We start from the raw sequence: 17013 nt of genomic DNA, 5'->3' as shown, positions 1-17013 counted from the left end.
TGCGAGGGGGGAGCAGCGGTTACTGCTTGAGCGGGAAAGGCTGGCCGGGCGTGTCGTCCAGCAGGCGATGCAGCGACTGGCGGCTGGCCTGCACGTCGGAGGCTTCGCGCACGTCCTGGCCGAGGAAGTTCTGGATCGCCGGCCAGCGCGCCATCGCCTCGTCGACGTTGGGATCGCTGCCGCGCTGGTAGGCGCCGATGGCGATCAGGTCGCGCTGCGCCGAGTAGGCGGCCATCAGGCGCTTGAGCTTGCGGATGTGCTCGCGCCACTGCGCGTCGGTGATGTCCTGCATCACGCGGCTGACCGACTGCTCGATGTCGATGGCCGGGTACTGGCCGGCGTCGGCGATGCGGCGGGTCAGCACGATGTGGCCGTCCAGGATCGCGCGCGAGGCATCGGCGATCGGCTCCTGCTGGTCGTCGCCCTCGGTCAGCACGGTGTAGAAGGCGGTGATCGAGCCGCGCCCGTCGGCGCCCATGCCGGCGCGCTCGACCAGCGCCGGCAGCTTGGCGAACACGCTGGGCGGATAGCCGCGCGTGGTCGGCGGCTCGCCCACCGACAGGCCGATCTCGCGCTGGGCCTGGGCGAAGCGGGTCAGCGAATCCATCAGCAGCAGCACGTGCAGGCCCTGGTCGCGATACCACTCGGCGATCGCGGTGGCACGCAGCGCGCCGTGCAGGCGCGCCAGCGGCGGCCGGTCGGCCGGCGCGGCGACCACGACCGCGCGGCGCAGGCCTTCCTCGCCGAGGGTGGCCTCGACGAAATCGCGCACTTCGCGGCCGCGTTCGCCGATCAGGCCCACGACGATGACGTCGGCCGAGGTGTAGCGGGTCATCATGCCCAGCAGCGTCGACTTGCCCACGCCCGAGCCCGCGAACAGGCCCACGCGCTGGCCGCGGCCGATGGGCAGCATGGCGTTGATCGCGCGCACGCCGACATCGAGCGATTCGACGATGGGCTGGCGCGAGAGCGGATTGATCGGCACGCCGGCCAGGGCGACATAGCCTTCGGCGCGGATCGGGCCCTTGCCGTCCAGCGGCGCGCCGTCGTTGTCGATCACCCGGCCCAGCAGCCCTTCGCCCACCGCGACCTCGCCCTTGGTGCGGGTGGCGATGACGCGCGCATTGGGCAGCAGGCCCTGCAGGTCGCCGGTCGGCATCAGGAAGGTGCGCTCGCCGGAGAAGCCGACCACCTCGGCATCGACCCAGCGCCCGCCGGAGGTGGCCACGCGGCAGCGCGAGCCCATCGGCGCGCTGCAGCCGGAGGCTTCCAGGGTCAGGCCCACCGCGCGGCGCAGCACGCCCTCGCGCACCAGGCCCATCGATTCGTTGGCCGGATCGGCCTGGCGCAGCCGCTGCGCCAGGCGCAGATTGCGGGCGCCTTGCAGGCCATCGGTCACGGCGTCGTGGGGCAGGGCGTTCATGGCGCGGGCGCATGTCCTTCGCCGGAAGCCAGGGTGGCCTCCAGCACCGACTGCAGCCGTGCATGAAGCGTGCCGTCGATGCGCACGCCCTCGCTGTTGAGGCGCAGCTCGCCGCGCCCCAGGCCGGCGTCGGCGGTCAGGCGCACGCCGCTCAGGCCCGCCAGATGCGGGGCCAGCACGCCGAAGTCGTCCGGGTGCAGGCGCAGTTCCAGTTCGCGGCTGCCGCTGCCGACCGCGTCGATCGCCTCGCGCACCAGGTCGGCCAGCAGGCTGGGATCGGCGGCATAGGCGCGGCCGACCAGCACGCCGGCGATGCGCGTGGCCAGGTCGGCCAGCGCGTCGGCCACCTCGCCATCCAGGCGCGCCAGCGGCCGGGTGAAGCCGTCCAGCACGGCCTGGATCTGTTCGATGCGGCGCTGGATCTCGGCCTGGCCCGCGGCCAGTCCCGCCGCATAGCCGGCAGCGTGGCCTTCGGCCTGGGCGTCGCTTCGGATCTGGTCGATCTGCGCGGCGGTCGGCGGCTTGGGCAGCTCGGGCGCGTCGCGGCGCGGGCCCAGGCCCGGGGCGGTCCAGCGCACCGCGTCGGCGGCCGGGGCGAAGGCGTCGATCACACCAGCGCCTCGCTGCGGGTGCTGATGGAGATGTCACCGGCCTCGGCCATCTTGCGCACCTGGTCCAGGATGTCCTTCTGCGCGGCCTCCACTTCGGCCAGGCGCACCGGGCCGCGCGCTTCCATGTCGTCGAGCAGGATCTCGGCGGCGCGCTGGGACATGTTCTTGGTGATCTTCTCGCGCACGCGCGTATCGGCGCCGCGCATGGCCAGGGCCAGCTTGTCGGTGGAGACCTCGCGCAGGATCGCCTGCATGGTGCGGTCGTCCAGATTGGCCAGGTTGTCGAACACGAACATCAGGTCGCGGATCTCGGTGCCCAGCCCGTCGTCGACCGCGGCGATGGCCTTGAGCAGGGACTCGTCCTGGCCGGCCTCGACGAAGTTGAGGATGTTGGCGGCCACCTTGGCCCCGCCGATGGCCGAGGGCTTGCCCTGGCTGCCGCTGAACTGGCGCGCCATGACATCGTTGAGTTCGGCCAGCGCGTGCGGCGGGATGCCGTCCAGCGTGGCGATGCGCACCAGCAGATCGCCGTGCAGCTCGGCCGGGATGTGCTTGAGCACCTCGGCGGCCTGGTCGCCTTCCAGATGCGCCATGACGATGGCGATGATCTGCGGGTGCTCGTTGCGCACCAGCTGGGCGATGGCCTTGGGCTCCATCCACTTCAGCGCTTCCAGGCCCGGCGTGTTGCGCCCGGACAGGATGCGGTCGATCAGGCCGCTGGCGCGCTCCTCGCCCAGGGCCTGCATCAGCACCGCGCGCACGTACTCGTCGGCGCCGTCGCCGATCTTGGCCGGCTGCTCCAGGGTGTCGACGAACCGGGCGATCACCTGCTGCACCAGCGAATGCGGGATGTCGCCGACGCTGGCCATGGCCACGCCGAGCTTCTGCACTTCCTTGGCCTCCATGTGCTTGAGCACCTCGGCGGCCTGGGCCTCGCCCAGCGACAGCAGCACCACCGCCGCGCGCTGGGTGCCGGTCAGCGGCGCATCCCGATCAGCCATCGGAGTTCACCATCTCGCGCACGACCTGGGCCACGCGTTTGGGATCGGTGCTGGCGACCTCGCGTGCGGTCTGCAGCTTCTGCTCGAAGCCCGGCCCCGGCGGCAGCACCGGCTTGGGCGAATAGGCCGGCGAGAGCTTCACCGGCACCTCGTCGTCGTCGACCATCTCGGCGGTGACCGTGGGCATGACCTGGCCGCCAACGCCGGCGGGCACCAGCGCGTTGCCGACGGCCACACGCGGGGACAGCATCGCGCGGAAGGCCGGGCGCAGCACGAAGAAGATCAGCCCCAGCACCGCCAGCCCGCCCAGCACCATGCGCGCGATGTTGAGCGCACGCGGGTCCTGCCACAGCGGCAGCGCGTCCTGTGGCGTCTCCACCGCGGCCGGCGCGAACGGGGCGTTGACCACCGAGACCACGTCGCCGCGCTGCTGGTCATAGCCGATGGCCTGCTGCACCAGCGTCTCGATGCGCTTGAGTTCGCCGTCGTTGAGCGCGCGGGTGGCGGCCGGCTTGCCGGCGCTGGCGCTGCCGGCCGGCACGTTGTCCACCAGCACCGCGGCGGTGACGCGGCGGATGCGCGGGGTCGCCTGGCGGGTGTGGGTCAGGGTGCGGTCGATCTCGTAGTTGCGCACCGTGCTGCGCGTGCCCTGGTTGTTGCCGGCGTTGGCATTGGCCTGCTGCGGCGCGGCGCCGTTGGCCGGGTTGGCGCCGTTGGCGGGCGCGGCCGTGTTGCTGGCGTTGGGCGTGTTGCTGGCGCTCCCCGGCACGCCCTGGGCATTGGCGTTGGAGGCCGACAGGTTGCCAGACTCGCTCAGCTGCTCGCTGCGCACGATCGCCGGCTGCGGGCCATAGGTCTCGCTGGCCTGCTCGGTCTGGGCGAAGTCCATGTCCACGCTGACCTTGGCGCTGACCCGGCCCGGGCCGGTCATCGGCGCCAGCAGCTCCTCGATGCGCTGGACGTACAGGGCTTCCTGGCGACGCTGCTGTTCGAACTGCTTGGCGTTGACCGCCTCGGCGCTGTCCGGATCGTCCTGCGAGAGCAGGCGGCCGAACTGGTCGACCACGGTCACGTGCTCGGGCGACAGGTCGGGGACCGACGAGGCGACCAGGCGCTCGATCGCGTCGATCTGGTTCTGCTCCAGGGTCTGCCCGGCGCCCAGCTGCAGCACCACCGAGGCGCTGGCCGGCTCGTTCTGGCGGGTGAAGGCCGAGGGCTTGGGCATGGCCAGGTGCACGCGCGCCTCGCGCACCGGGCGCAGCTGGGCGATGGTGCGGGCCAGCTCGATCTCCATGGCGTGCTGGTAGCGCGCGTTCTCGACGAACTGGCTGGTGCCGAAGCCCTGGTCGCCCTGCAGCGACTCGAATCCGGCCGGACCGCTGCTGGTGATGCCGGCGCTGGCCATGGTCATGCGCGCCGCGCCGGCCTGGTCGGCCGGCACGGTCAGCGCGCCGGTGGCCGCGTCGAGCTTGAACGGGATCTGCGCGCCGCGCAGCGCCTCGGAGGCCTGCGCGGTGGACTTGGCGTCCAGCCCGGCCTGCACGGCCACGTAGTCCGGCTTCTGCGTCCAGAAGAACAGCCACAGCCCCAGCGCGATGGCCGCCGCGGCCAGGATGAACACCGCCAGCTGGCGGACCACCGGAATGTCCTGGAAGCGACCGAGGTCGCGCAGCGCATTGGCGGCTTTGGGAAGGGCGGTGGCGCTCATGGGTGTCTGGGGCCGCAGGTCAGGAGTCGAAGGTCAGAGGATCAGGAGGCGCGGATCGCGGGTCGGGCGGGGAAAGCGAATGCGGTCTTGCACGAAACGAGCGCCGGGTGCGCAGGCGCTACACCGGCATGTTCATCACGTCCTGGTAGGCCTGCACCAGCCGGTTGCGGACTTCGACCGTGGCGCGGAAGGCGACCTGCGACTGCTGCATGGCCACCATCGTGCGGGCCAGGTCGGCGCGCGGATCGCCCAGTTCGAAGGCGGTCTGCATGGCGCTGGCGTTGGCCTGGGTCGCGCTGACGTTGTCGATGGCCTGGGACAGCAGCTGGCCGAAGCCGCCGGGGCCGGCCGGGTTGACCGCGTTGCTTCCCGCCACGCCGCCGACGTTGCCCAGGCCGTTCACGTCGATGGCGTTGCCGACGCCTTCGCGCGTGCGCAGCTCGTGCGCGCGGATCTGGGACAGGATCGAGGAGATGGCGTCGGTCATGGCCGTGTTGCCGTTGGGTTCTTGACTGGTTCAGGCAAGACGCGTGCCATGCCTCAAGTCAGAAACCCGCCGCCACCGCGACACCTTCGGCTTCGCGGTCGATGCCGTACTTGCGCAGCTTCTCCACCAGGGTGGTGCGGCGCAGGCCGAGCAGCGGTGCGGCATGGGCGACCACGCCACCGGTCTGCGCCAGCGCGGCGCGGATCAGGTCCAGCTCGATGCTGGCCATGTGGTGGCGCAGGTCGATGCCCGCGGCCGGCAGCACGGCCTCGCCGGCCGGCGCGGCAGGCACCGGCATCGCCGCCGCGGCAGCGGGAGCGGGAGCGGCGGCCTTGGCCACCGGCGTGGCGTTGACCAGCGCCGCCACCGCGCTCTGCGGCTGGGCGATCTGCTGCAGCGCCGGCGCGTCTTCCAGGCCTTCGCCCGGCGCGGCGCTGCGATAGCGCGCCGGCAGGTCGGCCGCGCGCACGGTGCCGGCCGGATGCAGCACCGACAGGCGCTCGATCAGGTTGGACAGCTCGCGCACGTTGCCGGGCCAGCGATGCCGGGCGAGCGTGGCGATGGCCTCGTCGGACAGGGCCACATGGCCGCGGCCGTTGTCGCGCAGCTGGCGGGTGATGGCATCGACCAGCTCGGGCAGGTCCTCGATGCGCTCGCGCAGCGCCGGCATCTCGATGGGGAACACGTTGAGGCGGTAGAACAGGTCCTCGCGGAACTGGCCGGTGCCGATGCGCGCTTCCAGGTCGCGGTGGGTGGCGGCGATCACGCGCACGTCGCACTTGATGGTGGCCGTGCCGCCGACGCGCTCGAAGCAGCGCTCCTGCAGCACGCGCAGCAGCTTGACCTGCATCGGCAGGGACATGTCGCCGATCTCGTCCAGCAGCAGCGTGCCGCCCTCGGCCATCTCGAAGCGGCCCTTGCGCTGGGTCAGCGCGCCGGTGAAGGAGCCCTTCTCGTGACCGAACAGCTCGCTCTCCAGCAGGTCGGCCGGGATCGCGCCGCAGTTGACCGCCACGAACGGCTTGTCGCGGCGCGAGGAGCGATCGTGCAGGGCGCGCGCGGCCACTTCCTTGCCGGTGCCCGACTCGCCCAGGATCAGCACGGTCGTGTCGTGCGGTGCGACCTGGTCGATCATGCGGTTGAGTTCGATCGCCGCCGCGCTGCGGCCGGTCGGGCCGGACTGGGCGCGGCCGACGCGGGCCTCGGCCTCGGCGTGCTTGACCGCAGCCTTGGACAGCGCGTCCTGCAGCTGGGTGCGGCGCACCGGGAAGTCCAGCGGCCACACCGTCTGCCGATGCAGCGGCGCGCGCCAGGCCGCGTCCGGCGCGTGGCCGGGCAGCTCCAGCACCGGCGGGTGCAGCGGCTGGGTCGACAGCCAGCTGGTGAAGGTGACCAGCGCGGACGCCTCGACGTCGCCGACGATCACCGCCATCCAGTCGTTGGGACGCGCACGGCCCAGGTCCAGGTCGGCGACCTCGGCGACGATGCGCGGGGTGTAGTCCATGAATTCCAGCAGCGTGGCCACGCGCTCGGCGCGGTCCATGTCCTGGTCGATGACGAGAATGCGGGCGGTGTTCATGTCAGGCGGCAACCGAAATGGAAGGACGGGACAGCTGGCGGGCCTTGGCCGGGCCGATGGCCAGCTGGTCGCGGTACTTGGCCACGGTGCGGCGCGCGATGCGCACGCCCTGGCGGGCCAGCAGGCTGGCGATGACGTCGTCGGCCAGCGGCGCGGTGCGGGGCTCTTCCTCGATCAGGCGCTTGACCATGGCGCGCACGGCGCTGCCGGAGACGTCGGCGCCTTCCAGGCGCACGGCGAACAGGCGCTTGAGTTCGATCGTGCCGCGCGGGGTCTGCATGTACTTGCCGGCGACGATGCGCGAGACGGTGGACTCGTGCACGCCGATGGCGTCGGCCACCTCGCGCAGGGTCAGCGGCAGGATGGCTTCCTCGCCCTGCTCCAGGAATCCGCGCTGGCGCTCGACCAGCAGCTGGGCGGTGCGCAGCAAGGTGTCGTTGCGCATGTTCAGGCCACGCACCAGCCAGCGCGCCTCGTCCAGCAGGCCACGCAGCACGGCGTTCTCGCCGCCGTTGCCGGCCAGGGCGCGCTCGCAGTGGGCGCTGATGCGCACGCGCGGGGTGGTGTAGCGACCCAGCGCCACACGCCAGGCGCCGCCGGCGAACCAGGCCACCACGTCAGGCAGGATGTGGCTGTCCTCGGTCGCGGCCGGGGCCTCGACCGGATGGGCGCGCAGCGACAGCACCAGCGCCACGGCGGCGCGCACCTGGTCCAGGCTGGCCTGGGTGGCGGCGGCCAGCGCGGCATCGTCGTGCGCGGCCAGCAGGTCCAGGTGATCGGCCAGGATGCGCGCGGCCAGGGTGCGGGCCGGGCTGTCGGCCAGCGTGCGCAGCTGCGCGCGCAGGCACTCGGCCGGATCGGTGGCGGCCATGCCGGCCCATTCGCCGTGCAGCAGGCGCTGGCGCACCAGCTGCAGCGCATCCAGGTCGAAGCGCTGCCCGCCTTCGGCCAGCAGCGCGTCCAGCGGCTGCTCCAGATAGCCGCGGTCGTCGCAGCGGTCCAGCCACCAGGCGGCCATGGCCAGGTCGGCGGCGTTCCAGCTCACCGCCAGCAGGGTCAGCAGGCGCACGCGCATGTCCGACGACTCGCCGGCGGCGATGCGCGCGGTGGCGTCTTCGTCCAGGGTGCCGCCGGCGTTGCCGGACAGGCCGGCCATGAACGCAGGCTCGGGCAGTTCGTCCCACGCGGCCGCTTCCAGCTGGGCCGCGTCATCGGCTTCGAGCGTCTGCGCCTCGGCCTCGGGCTCGTCGGTTTCCAGCAGCGGGTTGCGCTCCAGGGTCTGGGCCAGCTCCAGCTCCAGCTGTTGACTGGTGAGCTGCAGCAGGCGGATGGACTGGAGCAGTTGTGGCGTCAGGTTGACGCCTTGCGCCATCTTGGCGGTCAGGGTGCCTTTCACGTTGATCTCTCCGTGGCATCCGGCCCAGTGCCGGTGTGTGGAGCTATCGTGGAATTGACGCGCCGACTTCCGAATCGGGGCAAACCCTGTAGGGACTCAGGGTAATCCTGTCGTCTTGTAGGGGCATCCCCCACTTTGCGTCGTAAATCTGACGTGAAAGCCAGCTGAACGTAGAAAGTTGACCCAATGCGTCACGTGCGACACGGATCACAAGCCGGGTTTTTGGCGGACCTTGCGCCATGTGCCGACACCTTGCGGCAACGCACCCGGGCAAGGCGTCGAAAAGTGGTCGCCGATGCGCGGGCTGCAGAGCGTGTCAGCACGCGCCGTGCCACGGGGCGGCGACGGCCTTCCGACGCGCAATCAGGGACGGTCGTGGTGGCGCATCGCCACGCGCAGCAGCTCGCTGGCGTTGCGGCAGCCCAGCGCCTCCATCATCCGCGCGCGATGGGTCTCCACGGTCTTGACGCTGATGCTGAGGTCGGCGGCGATCTGCTTGGTCGTCCGCCCGGCGCCGAGCGCGTCGAGGATCTCGCGCTGCCGGCGCGGCAGGCTCTCCACATCGCCCGGCTCGCGCGGGGCGCGATAGCCGCGCAGCTGCGGCGCGGACACCTGCGGACTGAGGAAGGTCCGGCCGGCTGCCGCGGCGCGCAGCGCGATCTCCAGTTCCGCCGGCGAGGAATCCTTGACCACATAGCCCAACGCGCCGCGCGTGAGCGCCTCGCGCACGTGCAGCACATCCTCGTGCATGGACAGCACCACGATGGCCACGTCGGGATGCAGCCGGCGCAGTTCGGCCAGCGCGTCGAAGCCGGTGCGGCCCTTGAGCGAGAGGTCGAGCACCACGACATGGGGCAGCAGCTGCTTGGTGCGGATCACTACCTCGTCGGCGCTGGCGGCTTCGCCCACGATCTCGACGCCTTCCATGGCTTCCAGCAGGCGTCGCACGCCGGCTCGCACCAGCGCGTGGTCATCGCATATCAGGACGGACAGCACGCGCCGCTCCTTCGTTTTGTTTCCGTGTAGCCCCCTGCGCGTTGCACCTTAACGAACCACGTCGCGGCTGAAAAGGGCTTGCATCACGTCGCAATCGTGCCTAGGTCACACGCCGACGTTGCGCGATGTCACGTCGATGGATGCGGAACACGTGCCGTTCCAGCGCCGCCTCGAGCGCGGGCGAGCTCGGCGCGAAGGCCAGCCAGGCGCGCGTGCCGGCCGCGTCTGGCGCGGCGGCCACCACCTGCGCGGGCAGTACCAGCGGGGAAGGCAGCCAGTCCGAGGCGCGCACGCGGAAGACGCCCTGCGTGCCGGGCTGCGCGGCCTGGTCCAGCACCAGTTCGACGCCGCGCGCCGACCAGCGCAGCGCGCGCTGTGCGTCCTGCGCGGCCTGTCCGCCGGCCAGGTCGGCCACCAGCAGGGTCAGCAAATCCAGCTTGGCCTCCAGGCGCAGCAGCGCCGGGTCGGGCGGCTGGTCCGGATCGTCGCCCCGGCCGATGCCATCGTCGATCACCGCCAGCGCGCGCAGCAGCGACTCGGCCCGGCCGAGCAGTCCATCCACGGCCGAGGGCGCCAGCGCCTGCGGCACGAAGGCCGCCGCGCGCGTCTCCTCCAGCGTCAGGATCTCGTCGAACAGCAGCGCGTGCGCCTGTTCGGGCGTCGCGGGCACGGGGTCGGTCATCGCGCGGACTCGGGGGACGAAGGCGGCAGGATGCCGCAAGTCGCGTGCAGGATGCGGATAGGACAGCGGCGGCGCGTCAGCTGCGCCGGCGCGGGGCGCTACTTCAGCGCACGCATCCAGGCATTGGCGCCGCGACGGCCGGCGCCGAGGCGGGCCAGTTCGGCGCTGGCGGCGTCGCGGCCGGCGCGCAGTTCGTCCATCAGCAGCTGGTAGTCGGCCAGCAGGGCCAGCCACGGGCCGCGGTCGGCGGTCTTCAGGTCGATCCGCGACAGCGCCAGGACCAACTGGTGCTGGTAGCGGCTGAGCAGTTCGTCCGCTGCCTCCCAGGTCTCCAGGTGGATGGCGTGGCGGATCTGCTCGATCGGCAGCGCGGGCACCTGCGCCAGGGCCGACGGGGGCGGCTGCGCGATCTCCATCACGCGCCCTGCGGCGCGATCTGGCGCCAGGCGGCCTCGATCTCGCCCAGCAGGCCGTCCACTTCCTGCAGCGGGGCCAGGTCGTTGTTGAGGTTGGCGGCCAGCAGGCGGCGCTGGCAGTAGTCGTACAGCGCGGCCAGGCCCGCGGCGATCTCGCCGCCGGCGTCCATGTTCAACGAGCCGTTGAGCCCGCCGATGATGGCGCAGGTGTCGGTGATCGCATGCGCCTTGCGGGTGACGTCGCCGCGTTCGAGCGAGGCGATCGCCAGGCGGATGCGCTCGCGCGCGGTGGACAGCATGATCGCGATCAGCTGGTGCGGGCTGGCGTCCAGCGTCGCGCTGCTGGCGCCGGTCTGCTTGTACTGATTGGCTAGGCTGCGGGCATTCATGGCAAGGCTCGTCGATTAGTCTTCGCTGCTGCTCTTGTTGAGCTGCTGGGTCAAGAAGTCGCTGGTGCTCTGCAGCTTGGTCATCATCGTGTCCAGTGCGGTGAACTGCGCCTTGTAGCGGGCCTCGGCCGCGGCCATGCGCGTGTCCAGGGCCTCCTTCTGCGCATCGAGCTTCTTGGTCTGTGCGGTGAGGCTGTCGCTGCGCGTGCTGAGCAGGCCGCCGCTGTCGATCATCGCGCCCATGGTCGTGGCCATCTTGCCGGCCATGGTGTCGCTGCCGCTGCCGAACACGCGGCTCAGCGCGGCGGGGTCCTTGGACAGCCCCGCGTTGAACTGGGTCTGGTCCAGGGTCAGCGTGCCGTCGGTACCGATGCTGATGCCCAGCGACTTGAGGTCGACCACGTTGGCGCTGAGCGTGTTGCGCAGCTGGCTGGTCACCCCGCGCACCATCGCATCGCCGTTGAGCGCGGCGGCGACCTTGGTACTGGCGTTGTAGTTGGTGGTGCTGGCGATGGCGTACAGCGCGGCGTTGAACTTGTCGACGAAGTCCTTGACCGCGCTCAGCTGCGCCGAGGTGTCGGTGGCCACGTCCATGGAGATGACCGTGCCCGGCGCGGCCGCCTTGAGATTCAGGGTCACGCCCTGGACCAGGTCGGTGATGGTGTTGCTCGAGCTGGTGCGCAGCACTCCGTCGACCTTGACCTGGGCGTCGCTGGCGGCCACCAGCTGGGTCATGCCGCTGCCGGCGCTGCCGTCGTAGGAGAACGCGGCCAGGCCGCCGTCGCCGCCGCTGGCGCTGACCGAGATCTGGTTGGCCGTGCCGCCGTCGAGCGAGGTCAGCACCAGATGCGCGCCATCGTCGCCGGTGACGATGCTCGCCGAGATTCCCGAGCCGCCCGCGGCGGTGTTGATTGCATCGCGGATGCCCGACAGCGTGCCGTTGGCCGTGGTGATGTCCACCGACAGCGTCTTGCCGCCGTAGCTGATGCTGAGGTTGCCGGTGCCGACCACCGCGGTGCCGTCGCCGCTGAAGCCGCTGGAGGCGAGCTTCTGCGCCGCGGCCAGCGACAGCACTTCGACGTTGTAGCTGCCGCGCGCCGCGCCCGCGGCCGCCGTGGCGCTGAAGCCGGTGTTGGCTGACAGGCTGACGGCGCGCGCGTTGGCGGTGCTGCCGCCCTGCAGGACGGTGAGCGAGGAATCCAGGTTGGAGAACGCCGAGCGCAGCGTGGCCACGGCCGAGACCTGGGCGGTGATCTTGGTCTGCGTCGCCGCGTAGCGGGTGTCGGTCGGCGCCCGTTCGGCGGCGACCAGCTGCGCGGCCATCGTCGCCGGGTCGATGCCCGAGGAACTGCTGGTGCTGCCGATGGTGGTCATGCGCGGCCTCCGGCGAGGGCGCTCGGCGCGGTGGGCAGCGTGTCGGCGTTGCGCATGGCGCGGTCCTCGCGGGGCGGGAAGAACGGGTGGGCGATCGTGCTGGCGACCGTGGGGTCGCCGTGGGAAGACGCAGCTCGTCCTGTTCCAAGCCGGCGCGGCGCGAGGGCTTGGAACAGGACGCGACCGGAAGGTCGCGTCCTGGTGACGCTTGGGATTACGAGATCAGCTTCAGCACCGACTGGGCCGACTGGTTGGCCTGGGCCAGCATCGCCGTACCGGCCTGCTGCAGGATCTGGTTGCGGGTCAGCTTGGCCGACTCGGCTGCGTAGTCGGTGTCCTGGATGCGGCTGCGGGCCGCCGACAGGTTCTCCGAGGTGGTCGACAGGTTGGACACCACCGAGCTGAAGCGGTTCTGGATGGCACCCATGTTGGCGCGGGCGGTATTGACCGAGGCCAGGGCCGCATCCATCAGGTTGATCGCATCGTTGGCATCGGCCGCGGTGGTCAGCTTGAGGTCGGTCAGGCCGGTGTGGCTGACCGAGGTCGCGGCCGCGGTCGTGGTGCCGCTGACGCCGCCGGCGTTGGTGAGCGCGCTGAAGGTGGCCGTCGAGCCCTGGCCGGTGACCGTGAACTTGCCGCTCGTATCGTCGAAGGACACGTTGGCCAGCGCGGTGCTGGAGGCCTTGGCGGTGTTGAACGCCGACTCGAACGCGGTGGCGGCCTGCGCGGCGGTGCGACCGGACGCGGCGGCGATGGACACGGCCACGCCGTTGATGGTCACCGAGGTCGCGGCGGTGGCGTCGGTGTAGGTCAGCGCGGCGCTGTCGGCGGTGTAGGTGGTCGAGGTCCAGGCGCCGCCCAGCGAGGCCTTGGTGGCGTTGGCGATGCTGGCGATGGAGATCGTGTCGCCGACGTTGGCGCCGACCTGGAAGGCCTGCGCGGTGAACGAGCCGTCCAGCAGGTTCACGCCGTTGAACTTGGTGCTGGTGGCGACGCGGTCGATTTCGTCCTTCAGCGCCTGGGCTTCCAGATCCAGCGCGGCGCGGTCGGTCGAGTTGTTGGTGGCGTTGGCCGACTGCACGGCCAGTTCGCGGATGCGCTGCAGGTTGTCGCCGATGGCGCTCAGCGCGCCTTCGGCGGTCTGCGCCAGCGAGATGCCGTCGTTGGCGTTGCGGGCAGCCTGGTCCAGGCCACGGATCTGGGCGGTCATACGCTGGCTGATGGCGAGGCCAGCCGCGTCGTCCTTGGCGCTGTTGATGCGCAGGCCCGAGGACAGGCGCTGCATGGCGGTGGCCAGGTCGCTGCTGGACGCGGTCAGGTTGCGCTGAGCGTTCAGCGAGCTCACGTTGGTATTGATGACAGACGACATGAGAAGTCTCCTAGTTGAGGGTCCGGCGGCGACTGAGAGGGTTGGGGCCGGTTCCGCAGGGTGTGGCCGGGATTGGCCCTCTCCGCTGCTGATGGGGTTATCGGCGCGCTCGGCGCCGCCTTTAGCCCTGGGTCGAAAGAAATCCGAGCTTTCTTCCCAGCGCGACATGCCAAACACGTGCACAAGCAGTAGCGCGAACCGGACGTGTCATGTGGGTCATGCCGCGACACCAACGCGCTTGCCTCCTGTAACGGCGACCCGAGCGCGGACTTGAGTCCGGATCAAAAATCCCTTGTTTTGCGCTGTTTCCCGCGCTCTTGACCTCGAAGCTTCTTGTGCGAAAACACAGAACGGCACTGGCTTGGTGGGAGCCGCCATGGCGGCGACGAGGCTTTCCCTGGACAGCCCCATCGCCGCCCTGGCGGCTCCCACCGAGCAGCCGAACGCCTGTCGCGTTCTGTGACCTACATCAAATCGAACAGTGACTTGCTTTGCACCGCGAGCATCGTCTTCTGCGCGGCTTCCAGCGCGACCTGCTGCAGCGAGAGCCGGCTGGCCGCCTCGGCCGGGTCGACGTCGCGCAGGTTGGACAGGGTGCTCTGCAGGCTGACGCCGTAGGCGCTGCGCGCGTCGGTGGCATCGTCCAGCGCGGCCAGGCGCGAGCCGGTCTGCGAGCGCGACAGCAGGAAGTGGTCCTGCGCGCTGGCGATGTCGCTCAGCGCGCCATTGAGCGCGTTGCTGCGCGCGGCCTTCTGCGCATCGGTCATGGCCGGGGTCTCCAGCGCGGTGGCCAGGCTGTCCAGCGTGCTGAAGATGTCGCGGTTGGGCGCCTTGCCCACGGTGAAGGTGTCGCCGGCCGCGGGCGCGCCGCTGAGGGTCATCTGGATGCCGCCGCCGCTGATCGCGCTGCCGGCGGTGTAGGTGCCGGTGGAGACGACCGCGCCGCTGCCGTCCAGGATCTGGTAGCTGTCGGCGGCGGTGAACTTCACGGTGACCGACTGCCCGTTCCAGGCGCCGCTGTCGATCACCGAGCTGTTGCCCAGCACGCCGGTGCCGGTGTTGCCGGCGCCCACGCTGGCCACGCTGATGCCATCGCCGGTGCGCACGCGCAGGAACAGGTCGCTGCCCGGATCGGTGTCGGCCACCTTGAGGTTGGGCGCCACCTCGACCTGGTTCTGGCCGTCGTCGCCGACATAGGTGACCTGGCCGCTGGCGTTCTGCGCGAAGGGGATCACGCCATCGCGCGATCCGGCGAACAACTGCTTGCCGGTGCCGTCGTCGCGGTTGGCGATGGCCAGGATGGCCGCGCGGATCTGGCGCAGCTCGTCGGCGATCGAGGCGCGGTCGCTGTCCGAGACGGTGGCGGTGTTGGCCTGGATGGTCAGCTCGCGCGCGCGGTCCAGCTGCGTGCCGACATCGCTCAGGGCCTGCTCCTGCGAGCGCAGCCGGTGCTCGACCAGCGCCGCGTCCTTGTCCTGCTGGTCCAGCGTGGACAGCGCGTGGTCCAGGCGCTCGGCCTGGGCCATGCCGGCCGGGTCGTCGGCCGCGGTGATCAGCTTCTTCTGCGTGGTCAGCTCTAGCTGCGTGCGCGAGACCTTGGACTGCTGGGCCAGCATCGCGGCCAGACTCTGCTGGTGCATGCCGTTGGTGGAAAGACGAAGGGTCATGAACAGGCTCCGGGTTCAGCGCGCCACGGCGGACAGAAGGGTCTGGAACAGGGTGTCGGCGGTCTTGAGCACCTGCGCGGCGGCCTGGTAGGCCTGCTGGAACTTCATCATGTCGGCCGCTTCCTCATCGAGGTTGACGCCGCTGACCGACTCGCGCTCGGCGCTGACCTGCGCATCGATGGTCTGCTGCGCCTCCAGGCTCATCTGCGCGTGGCTGGCCTCGGTGCCGGCCTTGGCGGTGAGCTGGCTCATGGCCATCGTCAGCGACTGGGTGCCCCCGCTGAGCAGTTGCTTGGTATCCAGGGTCGAGAACGCCTGGGCATTGGCATTACTGGACGAGCGTGCGGGCGTCGGCGCCAGGCTGAAGCTGTCGCCCGCCGTGGGCGTACCCTTGAGGGTGATCGACCAGCCGCCGGCCGGGTCGCTGATGGCACCCCCGCTATAGGTCTGCGGACTGCCACCGTTGATGGTGTAGGTGGTGTCGTCGATGAATTCGATGTGCGCGCCGCTGAAGGAGGCGAAGGCGCTGGCGCTGGTCACCGCCGTGCTCGCCACCGAGGCCTTGCCCAGGTTGCTGGTGGCGGCGCTGGCGCTGATGGCGCCGGCCGCGGCGATGCCGGTCGGGTCGCTCATCGTCACCGTCAGGCTGCCGGCCGCGCCGGTGGTCGGGCGCACGGTGAACTTGTCGCCGGCCGCGGCCGAGCCTGACAGCACCAGCGACACGCCCTGCACGACGAACGGGTTGCCGGCCGAGCCGTCGCCGCTCATCGGCACCGTCGCGCCGGTGTCGGCGCGCTGGGCGGTCCAGCCGCTGCCGCTGTAGCGCAGCACGATGTCGCTGCCGGTGAGCTGGGAGACGTCGCCGACCGTGGCGGCGAAGCTCGCCGAGCCGGTGTTGGCCGCGTTGGACGCCACCGCCGGTGCGGCCAGCTTGAACAGGTCGGCGCCGATCTGGCCGTTGTAGTCCACGCCGTTGGCCTGGGCCTGGTTGAAGGCCAGCGCCACGCCGGTGGCCAGGCGGCCGAGTTCGTTGCGCGCCGGGTCGAGCACGTTGGTGCGGAACTGCAGCAGGCCGCCAAGCTCGCCCGAGATCGAGGCATCGGGCAGGCGCACCGGCGTGCCGTTGCCCGCATCCAGGCCCACCTGCAGCCGCCCGGGCTGGTCCGGGTCCTGCAGCGCGGTCAGCGTGCTGGCCTTGGCGCCGATCACCAGCGGCTGGCCGCCGGTGGTGAACACGCTCAGCGAACCGTCGGTCTGCTGGACCGTCGTCGCCCCGATCAGCCCGGCCAGCTTGGTCACACGCAGATCCCGCGCGTCCAGCAGTTCGGCCGAGGCGTTGGCGCCGGAGGAGGCGATGGTCTTGTTGAGGTCGGCGATCTCCTTGGCCAGCTGGTTGGCCTGGCCGACCTTGTCGGAGAGGTTCTGGTTGGTCTCATCGTCGATGGTGGACAGCTGGCCATCGAGGGAATTGAAGCGGCCGGCCAGCGACCGGGCCGCGGCCAGCAAGGCCTCGCGCGCGCTGGTGCTGGTCGGGTCGCTGGACACCCCGCGCGCGGCATCGAAGAAGGCCGACATCGGCGTGGACAGGCCCGTGCTCGAATCGGACAGCAGCGTATCGACCCGCCCGGCCATCGACGACAGGCTGGTCAGGCGCCCGACCTCGCCGCTGCTGTCCACCTGGCGGGCGAACACCAGCCCGTCGGCCAGGCGCTGCAGCGCGGCCACGTCCACGCCCTGGCCGCTGTTGCCCACGCCGGCGGCGATGTTGTTGCCCACGCGCGCGGCCAGGCTCACGCGCTGACGGCTGTAGCCCTCGGTGGTGGCGTTGGCCACGTTGTTGCTGACGGTGCCCAGCGCGCGCTGGAACGCCAACAGGGCCGAGCTACCGGTGGAAAGCAGACTGGTCATGGCGCGG

Annotated in this window: 15 protein-coding genes; all 15 read right to left on the bottom strand. The window is 71.0% G+C overall.

The genetic code is table 11. The features are described from left to right. Nucleotides 1-19: 19 nt before the first annotated feature. Nucleotides 20-1423, bottom strand: a complete 1404-nt coding sequence (gene fliI / locus EAT51_RS01925) for a flagellar protein export ATPase FliI (RefSeq protein WP_130561205.1) — start codon at nt 1421-1423, stop codon at nt 20-22. Further along, the gene (locus tag EAT51_RS01920; RefSeq protein ID WP_379655776.1) at nt 1420-2031 is read right to left on the bottom strand and encodes a FliH/SctL family protein; all 612 of its coding nucleotides are present in this window, start codon (nt 2029-2031) and stop codon (nt 1420-1422) included. The genes fliI and EAT51_RS01920 overlap by 4 nt, the downstream gene beginning before the upstream one ends. Further along, nucleotides 2031-3014 (bottom strand): flagellar motor switch protein FliG, encoded by a 984-nt coding sequence (gene fliG / locus EAT51_RS01915; RefSeq protein WP_165422682.1) that lies wholly within the window; start codon nt 3012-3014, stop codon nt 2031-2033. The genes EAT51_RS01920 and fliG overlap by 1 nt, the downstream gene beginning before the upstream one ends. A gap of 13 nt (nt 3015-3027) precedes the next feature. Beyond that, complete coding sequence (gene fliF, locus EAT51_RS01910; protein ID WP_130561203.1) at nt 3028-4743, bottom strand: flagellar basal-body MS-ring/collar protein FliF; 1716 nt, start codon at nt 4741-4743, stop codon at nt 3028-3030. Between the two features lie 118 nt (nt 4744-4861). Continuing rightward, a complete protein-coding gene (fliE, locus tag EAT51_RS01905) occupies nt 4862-5230 on the bottom strand; it encodes a flagellar hook-basal body complex protein FliE (protein ID WP_130523219.1) in 369 nt (122 codons plus the stop codon). Nucleotides 5231-5288: 58 nt separating this feature from the next. Further along, entirely contained in the window at nt 5289-6809 is a 1521-nt protein-coding gene (locus EAT51_RS01900; protein ID WP_130561202.1) for a sigma-54 dependent transcriptional regulator, read from the bottom strand. Nucleotide 6810: 1 nt separating this feature from the next. After that, on the bottom strand, nt 6811-8205 hold the full coding sequence (gene rpoN, locus EAT51_RS01895; protein WP_130523221.1) for an RNA polymerase factor sigma-54: 1395 nt from the start codon (nt 8203-8205) through the stop codon (nt 6811-6813). 363 nt (nt 8206-8568) lie between these two features. Further along, entirely contained in the window at nt 8569-9198 is a 630-nt protein-coding gene (locus EAT51_RS01890; RefSeq protein WP_130516209.1) for a response regulator, read from the bottom strand. Nucleotides 9199-9301: 103 nt separating this feature from the next. After that, nucleotides 9302-9883: a PilZ domain-containing protein gene (locus EAT51_RS01885; RefSeq protein ID WP_130561201.1), complete on the bottom strand. Its 582-nt coding sequence runs from the start codon at nt 9881-9883 to the stop codon at nt 9302-9304. Between the two features lie 98 nt (nt 9884-9981). Beyond that, nucleotides 9982-10299, bottom strand: coding sequence for a hypothetical protein (locus EAT51_RS01880; RefSeq protein WP_130515577.1), 318 nt, complete (start codon nt 10297-10299; stop codon nt 9982-9984). Continuing rightward, nucleotides 10299-10688 carry a flagellar export chaperone FliS gene (gene fliS, locus EAT51_RS01875; protein ID WP_130523223.1) on the bottom strand — a complete coding sequence of 130 codons (390 nt, stop codon included), beginning with the start codon at nt 10686-10688 and terminating at the stop codon, nt 10299-10301. The genes EAT51_RS01880 and fliS overlap by 1 nt, the downstream gene beginning before the upstream one ends. A 15-nt stretch (nt 10689-10703) precedes the next feature. Beyond that, a complete protein-coding gene (fliD, locus tag EAT51_RS01870) occupies nt 10704-12062 on the bottom strand; it encodes a flagellar filament capping protein FliD (protein ID WP_130561200.1) in 1359 nt (452 codons plus the stop codon). 214 nt (nt 12063-12276) lie between these two features. Beyond that, the gene (locus EAT51_RS01865; RefSeq protein WP_130561199.1) at nt 12277-13431 is read right to left on the bottom strand and encodes a flagellin N-terminal helical domain-containing protein; all 1155 of its coding nucleotides are present in this window, start codon (nt 13429-13431) and stop codon (nt 12277-12279) included. A 464-nt stretch (nt 13432-13895) separates the two neighbouring features. Further along, nucleotides 13896-15098, bottom strand: a complete 1203-nt coding sequence (gene flgL / locus EAT51_RS01860; protein ID WP_130561198.1) for a flagellar hook-associated protein FlgL — start codon at nt 15096-15098, stop codon at nt 13896-13898. Between the two features lie 15 nt (nt 15099-15113). Further along, on the bottom strand, nt 15114-17006 hold the full coding sequence (gene flgK, locus EAT51_RS01855; RefSeq protein ID WP_130561197.1) for a flagellar hook-associated protein FlgK: 1893 nt from the start codon (nt 17004-17006) through the stop codon (nt 15114-15116). Nucleotides 17007-17013: the final 7 nt, after the last annotated feature.

The sequence above is a fragment of the Pseudoxanthomonas winnipegensis genome (genome assembly GCF_004283755.1).
In the GTDB taxonomy this organism is placed as follows: domain Bacteria; phylum Pseudomonadota; class Gammaproteobacteria; order Xanthomonadales; family Xanthomonadaceae; genus Pseudoxanthomonas_A; species Pseudoxanthomonas_A winnipegensis.
Note: the sequence above shows the minus strand (reverse complement) of the source record. Positions and strands in the feature narration are given on the sequence as shown.

What these genes read in the sequence shown, in the direction of transcription:
- fliI (WP_130561205.1), bottom strand. Translation starts at nt 1,423, where the DNA reads ATGAACGCCCTGCCCCACGACGCCGTGACCGATGGCCTGCAAGGCGCC.
- fliF (WP_130561203.1), bottom strand. Translation starts at nt 4,743, where the DNA reads ATGAGCGCCACCGCCCTTCCCAAAGCCGCCAATGCGCTGCGCGACCTC.
- fliE (WP_130523219.1), bottom strand. Translation starts at nt 5,230, where the DNA reads ATGACCGACGCCATCTCCTCGATCCTGTCCCAGATCCGCGCGCACGAG.
- EAT51_RS01900 (WP_130561202.1), bottom strand. Translation starts at nt 6,809, where the DNA reads ATGAACACCGCCCGCATTCTCGTCATCGACCAGGACATGGACCGCGCC.
- EAT51_RS01885 (WP_130561201.1), bottom strand. Translation starts at nt 9,883, where the DNA reads ATGACCGACCCCGTGCCCGCGACGCCCGAACAGGCGCACGCGCTGCTG.
- EAT51_RS01880 (WP_130515577.1), bottom strand. Translation starts at nt 10,299, where the DNA reads ATGGAGATCGCGCAGCCGCCCCCGTCGGCCCTGGCGCAGGTGCCCGCG.
- fliS (WP_130523223.1), bottom strand. Translation starts at nt 10,688, where the DNA reads ATGAATGCCCGCAGCCTAGCCAATCAGTACAAGCAGACCGGCGCCAGC.
- fliD (WP_130561200.1), bottom strand. Translation starts at nt 12,062, where the DNA reads ATGACCACCATCGGCAGCACCAGCAGTTCCTCGGGCATCGACCCGGCG.
- EAT51_RS01865 (WP_130561199.1), bottom strand. Translation starts at nt 13,431, where the DNA reads ATGTCGTCTGTCATCAATACCAACGTGAGCTCGCTGAACGCTCAGCGC.
- flgL (WP_130561198.1), bottom strand. Translation starts at nt 15,098, where the DNA reads ATGACCCTTCGTCTTTCCACCAACGGCATGCACCAGCAGAGTCTGGCC.
- flgK (WP_130561197.1), bottom strand. Translation starts at nt 17,006, where the DNA reads ATGACCAGTCTGCTTTCCACCGGTAGCTCGGCCCTGTTGGCGTTCCAG.